9 protein-coding genes are annotated in these 7,082 nt (G+C 34.6%); 5 read left to right on the top strand and 4 right to left on the bottom strand.

Annotation, left to right across the window (positions count from 1 at the left end; translation table 11 throughout):
- Positions 1-125: 125 nt before the first annotated feature.
- Complete coding sequence (repM, locus tag FTU82_RS15150; protein WP_179991679.1) at positions 126-1,106, top strand: replication initiation protein RepM; 981 nt, start codon at positions 126-128, stop codon at positions 1,104-1,106.
- Positions 1,106-1,402 (top strand): hypothetical protein, encoded by a 297-nt coding sequence (locus tag FTU82_RS15145; RefSeq protein ID WP_179991680.1) that lies wholly within the window; start codon positions 1,106-1,108, stop codon positions 1,400-1,402. The genes repM and FTU82_RS15145 overlap by 1 nt, the downstream gene beginning before the upstream one ends.
- On the opposite strand, the gene FTU82_RS15140 is transcribed toward FTU82_RS15145, so the two are convergent.
- Positions 1,399-1,683 carry a mobilization protein gene (locus FTU82_RS15140; RefSeq protein WP_179991681.1) on the bottom strand — a complete coding sequence of 95 codons (285 nt, stop codon included), beginning with the start codon at positions 1,681-1,683 and terminating at the stop codon, positions 1,399-1,401. The two genes, FTU82_RS15145 and FTU82_RS15140, sit on opposite strands and share 4 nt — an antisense overlap.
- A 207-nt stretch (positions 1,684-1,890) precedes the next feature.
- Here FTU82_RS15140 and mobQ point away from each other — a divergent pair, with 207 nt between their 5' ends.
- Both mobQ and FTU82_RS15130 read left to right on the top strand, forming a co-directional pair.
- The gene (mobQ, locus tag FTU82_RS15135; RefSeq protein WP_179991673.1) at positions 1,891-2,862 is read left to right on the top strand and encodes a MobQ family relaxase; all 972 of its coding nucleotides are present in this window, start codon (positions 1,891-1,893) and stop codon (positions 2,860-2,862) included.
- Positions 2,859-3,362: a hypothetical protein gene (locus tag FTU82_RS15130; RefSeq protein ID WP_179991674.1), complete on the top strand. Its 504-nt coding sequence runs from the start codon at positions 2,859-2,861 to the stop codon at positions 3,360-3,362. The genes mobQ and FTU82_RS15130 overlap by 4 nt, the downstream gene beginning before the upstream one ends.
- Before the next feature lie 119 nt (positions 3,363-3,481).
- On the opposite strand, the gene FTU82_RS15125 is transcribed toward FTU82_RS15130, so the two are convergent.
- The 3 genes from FTU82_RS15125 to FTU82_RS15115 form a co-directional block, all read right to left on the bottom strand.
- Positions 3,482-4,819: an anti-phage deoxyguanosine triphosphatase gene (locus FTU82_RS15125; RefSeq protein ID WP_179991675.1), complete on the bottom strand. Its 1,338-nt coding sequence runs from the start codon at positions 4,817-4,819 to the stop codon at positions 3,482-3,484.
- A gap of 81 nt (positions 4,820-4,900) precedes the next feature.
- The gene (locus FTU82_RS15120; RefSeq protein ID WP_179991676.1) at positions 4,901-5,182 is read right to left on the bottom strand and encodes a type II toxin-antitoxin system YafQ family toxin; all 282 of its coding nucleotides are present in this window, start codon (positions 5,180-5,182) and stop codon (positions 4,901-4,903) included.
- Positions 5,175-5,468, bottom strand: a complete 294-nt coding sequence (locus tag FTU82_RS15115) for a type II toxin-antitoxin system RelB/DinJ family antitoxin (protein ID WP_179991677.1) — start codon at positions 5,466-5,468, stop codon at positions 5,175-5,177. Before FTU82_RS15115 ends, FTU82_RS15120 begins: the two co-directional genes overlap by 8 nt.
- A gap of 224 nt (positions 5,469-5,692) precedes the next feature.
- Between FTU82_RS15115 and FTU82_RS15110 the strand changes: the two genes are divergently transcribed.
- Complete coding sequence (locus tag FTU82_RS15110) at positions 5,693-6,448, top strand: Bro-N domain-containing protein (protein WP_179991678.1); 756 nt, start codon at positions 5,693-5,695, stop codon at positions 6,446-6,448.
- Positions 6,449-7,082 lie beyond the last annotated feature (634 nt).

Genomic DNA, 7,082 nt, shown 5'->3' with positions numbered 1-7,082 from the left:
ATGCAGTCTTATGTGGACGTTTATGCAGTCTTATGTGGACGTTTATGCAGTATTTATTGACAACAATAATTGAACGCCATATATTGATGTTAATTTTAAAAGTCCCATATAAGATAAATTAAAAAATGGCAAACGATTTAGTTGTTAAAAATAATGCCCTGATTGATGCAAGTTATACCTTGAGTCTAGTAGAGCAACGCTTAATTGGATTGGCTTTGGTCAAAGCCAATAATCAGCACCAAGAGATCACCAGTGATACAGTTCTCACCATACATGCAGGGGAATATGCTGAACAATTTAAGGTTGATGGCTCAGTAGCTTATCGAGCATTAAAAGAAGCATCAGAACGGTTGTTTTTACGCTATTTCTCATACACCTTATATGGCTTGGAGTTTGGTAGGGAATACACCCTTAAACGTCCTAAAAAGCTAAGAGATTGCGATATACCAACCGTTATGAAATCACGATGGGTACAAAAGATCGGTTATACAGAATCAGAGGGGTTATTACACTTTCAACTTACCAGTGATGTTGTCCTCTTAGTTGCTAATTCAAAAGAATATTTCACAAGCTATTACTTGTCTCAAACTACCGACTTTACCAGTACCTACGCCACTAGATTGTTTGAACTCTTAATGAAATGGAAAAATGTAGGGCATATTCCATTTATTGAAATAGAACAGTTACGGGGGCAATTAGGTGTAGAAGAAAAACAATATAAAATGACTGCTGATTTTAAAAAACGCGTCTTAGATGTGGCTGTAGACCAAGTGAATCAATATTCTGATTATAAAATTGAATACGAACAACATAAACGGGGACGAACGATTACAGGCTTTTCATTCAAATTTAAGCTTAAAGTGGCTAAGTTAAAAAAACAGATAAATTCAAAACGAGACCCAAATACTCCAGACTTTTTTATCAAAATGACCGATGCACAACGGCATTTATTCGCTAATAAAATGTCAGAAATGCCTGAAATGAGTAAGTATTCACAAGGTACAGAAAGCTTTCAACAATTTGCGATCCGTATTGCTGACATGCTTTTAGAGCCTGAAAAATTTAGAGAGCTTTACCCAATTTTAGAGAAAGCAGGATTTAAATAATGATGCAACTGGAGAACCTAACAGCCAATTTTCAAGGCGTTCAAATTGAGTATGCCGACATAGTTAATTATGAAATTGCGAGGGAGAATATCTGCGGTTATATCTTCCTATTATCCCGACTATCCCAACATGCCGAACCCACTGAAAAAATGCAGATGGAAAGCAAAATACAGAACTTAATTTACTATCGAGATCATTTGCAGATCGAGGATAAGGAAAACATACAAAAGGTCTTAAATGAGCTTATTCCAGAGTATAAAGCCGAACAAGAAAAACAAAGAGCCAAGAAAAATTAGGCTTCAATATCGGGTAAATCAAAAAGCTGTCTATCTCTATTTTCAGTTAAATATTCATTAAGTTCCGTAAGTATTTTTTCTTTGTTGGCTTCATTACTTTGCATCTTTTTAATTAAATAAGAACCGAGCAAAATTTTACGTCTTGTATCGTCCTTTCTTTCCTGTTCCTTTTGCTTGGTTTTTTCTCTTGCTTCGATAGCCTGTTTTTGGGCTTTTAACTGTTTCAGCTTTTCTAATTGGGCTTCAATTTTCTTTTCAATATTTTCAGCAGATTTTGTCATAACGGTTAATTTCAGGATATAGAAAACCACTCAAGCATAAGACCCTATGAATTGAAATTCAAGCGGGTAATATGCTATCGTGTTTTTCATGAAATGCGCACTTACGACTTGGATTTCATCCAAGTCAAAGTTTGCGTAAGGGGCATCCCCTTAACCCCAAAAACTGCTACGCAATTTTTAAAAGCAAAAGCATCTCAAGGCGAAGGCATGGCAATTTATCACTGTTCCACTAAAACGGTTAACCGAAGTTCGGGACGAACTGCGGTTGCATCGAGTGCTTATCGTGCAGGGGAAAAACTCAAAGATGAGCGTACAGGATTGACGCATGATTTTACGAGAAAGGACGGTGTCTCCCATTCTGAAATTCTGTCTAATCTAGATATTGAAATTGACCGTAATGAACTGTGGAACTTGGCAGAAAAAACAGAAAACCGCAAAGATGCCCGAACTGCTAGAGAATGGATCATTGCCCTACCTGATGAATTAAATCCCGATCAACGTCGGGACTTGGCAAAAGACTTTGCTAGATCCCTTGTTGATCACTATGGGGTCATCGCAGATTTAGCTATTCACGAACCGAGCAAAGGCGGTAACGATAAAAACCATCATGCCCATATCATGCTCACCACCCGAAAAGCTGAATTAGATGCAGACAATAAACTTATCTTAACCACCAAAGCAGATATTGAACTCAGTAATGCCAAGCGCAAAAGCCTAGAAATGGGAACAACCCAAGAAGATATTAAATACATTCGAGGAACATGGGCAAATCTAGCCAATCGGGCACTGGAACGCGCAGGGCATAAAGAAAAAATAGATCACCGCAGCTATGCTGATCAGAACAACAGACTACAAGCCACCATTCATGAAGGCACTAAAGTCACCCAATTACGCAGACAAGGCATAGACACTGAAATCAGCCGTTTTAATGACAATGTAAAACAGCAGAATGCCCAACAGCTTAACCAAGAAAAACAGCAGAAAGAGAGCGTTTTACAGCGTGGTTTAAGCCGTGTCGAGCAAGGTTTTGAGCAATGGCAGAAGAACCAAGAAACAAAACTCCTAGAACTGGAACGCCAAGCAGAAAGACAGCGACAACAAGACCTAGACAAACAACGAGCCGAGCAAGCAAACCGTAAGGCATCACGAAATTTAGATAATGATGGATGGTCACGATGAACAACCCAAATGATGACTTAGATGACCAGCTCTATATTTTATTGGCATCCATGAAAGAATACAGAGAAGCCATAGCAGACGATAAGAAGCGATTAGAAACATTTTACAATGAAGTATCTAGTGGAGTACTTAATAGGGCTGAACAATCACTAGAGAAGGCAAATAAGAAGCATACAGGCGCATTAAACAACAGTATTCAGCAGTTAAATCAAGTTGCAGCTAAACTAAATGCAAAATTCATCCTGTTTTTTGCCACTACTTTTGTGGCTTTGGTTATCGTGTTGCTTTTGGCTATATTTTTGTATGTGCCGAGCCTTGATGAAATTCAACAGCGCAGAGCAGATAAGAAAGCATTAGAACAATATGCCCTTCAAATCAAAGTTGATGATGGAGAAACACTCGTCAGAATCATGACGAAAAAGCCGTGTTACTCATTTGAACCAAATAACGTCAAAGAAAAAACCTATGACTGGTGTCAGATCGACCCTAAAAAATACTAGTTGATCGGTACTTTGCTTGGTTTTTCTCATTACTAATCAGACTACAGCAAGCGCAAAGTTGCCCGACTTTGAAACATGGCTAAAGCCATATTTCAAAGGATCGAGCTGTTTATGAGTTATCACATCTGATCAAATATAGAGCCTTTATGTGGAGCATAAATTTTTTCATATAATCTAGTTGCATATTCATCTGTCATACCAGCTATATAGTCACAAATTACTCTCATTTTATTCTCATCACCTTGAGCTTCTTTATAATTATTAAGAGCTGATTTAGGTAGTAAGCGCTCTGGATCAGATGATAAGGCTTCGAATAATTCTATTATTATCTTTTGTCCTTTAAACTCTAATAATTGAACATTTGGACTTTTGATGACCTCTTTATAGACTAGGTCAAAAATATGTTTTCTTAACACTTCAAATGGCTTTAATAAGACTGCATTCCACCGTAATAATGGTTCTTCAAACTCTTTTATCTCTTTAAGTACAATCTTTGTTATGAATTTATGAACTAGCTGACCTATAGCAGATTTTCGATCATAAGTATCTGAATTAAATAATTCATCACTCAAGTCTTTTAAGACAAAATCACAATCATTAAAAATCTTTTCTTTTCCTTCGTTATAATTATTCCATTCTTTTGAAGTTATTAAGCCTAATGAAATAGCGTCTTCAAAGTCATGTAGGCTATAAGAAATATCATCTGCTAGTTCCATAATAGACGCATCTAAACTATGAAACTTGGGCTTCAGATGTTTCTTAGGCTCATATTGACTTAAACTAGTAAATTGTTTGACATCTTCTAATGATAAATCTTTAAATATCCAATCAACCAAACTTTTTTCAGTATCTAAATAACATTTCGGCGGTTTTTGTTCATTAGCCTTAGCTAACCACTTAGTACTTGGAACATTACCATAAGACTCATTATTACAAACAATACTATAAGAGACAGGATACTTTAATACACCTAATAGTAATCTTCTTGTTGGATTCATACCATTTTTTTCAGTGTATTTTTCTAGTTTTGACAATATTCGTAGTGTTTGTCCATTACCTTCAAAACCACCATACTCACGCATGCAAATATTTAATGCTACTTCTCCACCATGTCCGAATGGAGGATGTCCTAAATCATGAGCTAAGCAAATGGCATTAATCAAAGATGATTTAGGTAAAATATTTTCTAAAACCTCATTAGAGGGTTTATTATCGTATGTTCCTTTTTTCAACCAACGAACAATTCCTACTCCTATTTGCGCAACTTCCATAGAGTGAGTTAATCTTGTTCTATAAAAATCACTTTCGCCAAGACCTAATACTTGAGTTTTTGCTTGTAAACGACGAAAAGCAGCTGAATGTATTAATCTGGCATAATCACGTTCCGATTCGTTACGTACATCATCCTTTTTTTTAGGTTGTAAAAAAATACGTTCATCCCAAACATTCTGTTCCATTAAAAACTCTTATAAAATCAAATATTACTTTATATAAGATATTGAATTAAATAACAAATCTAATGTTTACGAATAATTTATTCATCCAAAAATTTCTGAATGACTATCTAACTGATGTAGTTCCAATATATCTTCACCAACAAGTCTATAAATTAAGACTAAATCAGGCTTTACATGGCAATCACGACAATTTTTAAATTCTGCTCCACCCTTTAGCGGATGATCTAAATATTTTTCAGGTAATGGCTGACTTTCTGCTAAGCAATCTAGAACTTCTGCCCATTCAGCCGTTACCAACTCCAAATAACGCTTTTTAATATCACGTTTAAAAGAACTGGTAACGAGAATTTTACGTTTAGCCATGCGCTTCTTCCGACATTGCTTTGATTGCTTCTTCTACCGTTTCATACTCGGTGTACTCGCCACTTTCAATTTCTTTAAGAGATTGAAGTAACTTTACTGTTGCTTTAGGGGTTAAAGTTATTTCCCTTGCATAATCAAAGGATAATGGAACAGTTTTCGTTTTAGCAATTTGATTCAAAAACAATTTAAATGCCTGTGGCATAGTTAAACCGTAATCCTCCAAAATTGGGGTAACTTTGTCTTTTAATTCAGTGTCTAACCGCATATTAAAATTGACTGCTGGCATAATTAGTGCTCCAAACAATACATATATAAACAAATTGTAAGATTTTTTCTTTACTTTTGCATTAATTTTAATGTAATAAAATGATTTATGATGTTTTTTATATCAATATTATGATGCTCTGCTATACGAGAAATTGAATATTACGGTTAGAAAACCAATAGTAGACTTATATATGATAGGTTGTATCGTAAGCAGTTGATAAATTAGATATTGGCAGAGGAAAAATGCAATTACAAATATTTAAATATGAAAATGATGAACGTATTTTAGATGACTTAACAACCATTCAAATAGAAGGTGAAGTTTGGTTTGTCGCAAGTGAAGTTTGTAAGCTCCTAGATATTCAAAACGTTCCTCGTGCAGTTTCATCACTAGATGATGATGAAAAGCAGCTATACCAAATCCGTATAGCAGGTCAGTTAAGAAAAGTTAATATTGTTTCCGAAAGTGGCTTATATGCTTTGGTATTTCAAAGTAAAAAACCTTCAGCCAAGCAGTTTAGAAAATGGGTAACTAAGGAAGTAATACCATCTATTCGTAAAACTGGTAGTTTTGGAATTAATCGTCTTGAAACACCTAATTTTATTGTTCGTTTTAATGACAATTGGGATAGAACAGATAAAGGTTATTTCTCAGTAATCAGTGAGTTATTTATTCGTTTATATGGTCGATTTGAAAAAGTAGGTTATACAATTCCAAATAAAGCATTTACAGGTAAAGAAATTAGACCAGATGTTAGTGTTGGTAAAAGATTTTCAAAATTTCTGCAAGAAAATCACCCAGAACTCCAAAATAAATTTAAAATGTATTCACATAAATTTCCTGATGGAAATCAAGTAGATGCTAGGCAATATGAAAATAATTTATTACCTATTTTTATTAAATTTGTTGATGATATTTGGATACCTGAATGTGCAACAGCCTACTTTAAAACTAGAGATCCTGTTGCTTTAGATTACATGCCAAAATTACTTAGTTGAATGTTTTTCTGAAAGCTTATTCATTGTTGAATAGGCTTTTTATATTTACTTTATTTTTTAAAAGTTTTTTAAATCAATTGTTTAATGTTGTAAAAACCGAGCGAGTGTCTACGAGCGATTGAGCATTATAAAAATTTCGTCCCTGTCTTTTCCTTGATTACAAACTCCCTTTCGATTTTAAACGGTAGGTATAGAGCATCCCGAATGGGTGCGAACTTTGAAGCTTTTGCTTTTGCTTTTGCTTTTGAAAAGTCACGAGTAAAGCGAGTGTCATAGTCCTGTTTTTTTGATTTTATAAGTAGTACTGAAATTAGTTAAAAACTGCCCCTCGAAGCGAGGAACGAGCTTCAATAAAGTACGAGCTTTAGCGAGTACATAGGCAGTTTTTAAGACTCCCCTCTTTTTAATAATTTTATAATTTTATAATTTTAGAACACATTTAACTGTTTAAAATCATTAACTTATAACTGTATATGTGGACGTTTATGCAGTCTTATGTGGACGTTTATGCAGTCTTATGTGGACGTTTATGCAGTCTTATGTGGACGTTTATGCAGTATTTATTGACAACAATAATTGAACGCCATATATTGATGTTAATTTTAAAAGTCCCATATAAGATAAATTAAAAAAT

The sequence above is a fragment of the Acinetobacter sp. YH12151 genome, from assembly GCF_013418355.1.
Lineage (GTDB): Bacteria > Pseudomonadota > Gammaproteobacteria > Pseudomonadales > Moraxellaceae > Acinetobacter > Acinetobacter pseudolwoffii.
Note: the sequence above shows the minus strand (reverse complement) of the source record. Positions and strands in the feature narration are given on the sequence as shown.

Coding starts and splice junctions, on each gene's coding strand:
- repM (WP_179991679.1), top strand. CDS start 126: ATGGCAAACGATTTAGTTGTTAAAAATAATGCCCTGATTGATGCAAGT.
- FTU82_RS15145 (WP_179991680.1), top strand. CDS start 1,106: ATGATGCAACTGGAGAACCTAACAGCCAATTTTCAAGGCGTTCAAATT.
- FTU82_RS15140 (WP_179991681.1), bottom strand. CDS start 1,683: ATGACAAAATCTGCTGAAAATATTGAAAAGAAAATTGAAGCCCAATTA.
- mobQ (WP_179991673.1), top strand. CDS start 1,891: ATGGCAATTTATCACTGTTCCACTAAAACGGTTAACCGAAGTTCGGGA.
- FTU82_RS15130 (WP_179991674.1), top strand. CDS start 2,859: ATGAACAACCCAAATGATGACTTAGATGACCAGCTCTATATTTTATTG.
- FTU82_RS15125 (WP_179991675.1), bottom strand. CDS start 4,819: ATGGAACAGAATGTTTGGGATGAACGTATTTTTTTACAACCTAAAAAA.
- FTU82_RS15120 (WP_179991676.1), bottom strand. CDS start 5,182: ATGGCTAAACGTAAAATTCTCGTTACCAGTTCTTTTAAACGTGATATT.
- FTU82_RS15115 (WP_179991677.1), bottom strand. CDS start 5,468: ATGCCAGCAGTCAATTTTAATATGCGGTTAGACACTGAATTAAAAGAC.
- FTU82_RS15110 (WP_179991678.1), top strand. CDS start 5,693: ATGCAATTACAAATATTTAAATATGAAAATGATGAACGTATTTTAGAT.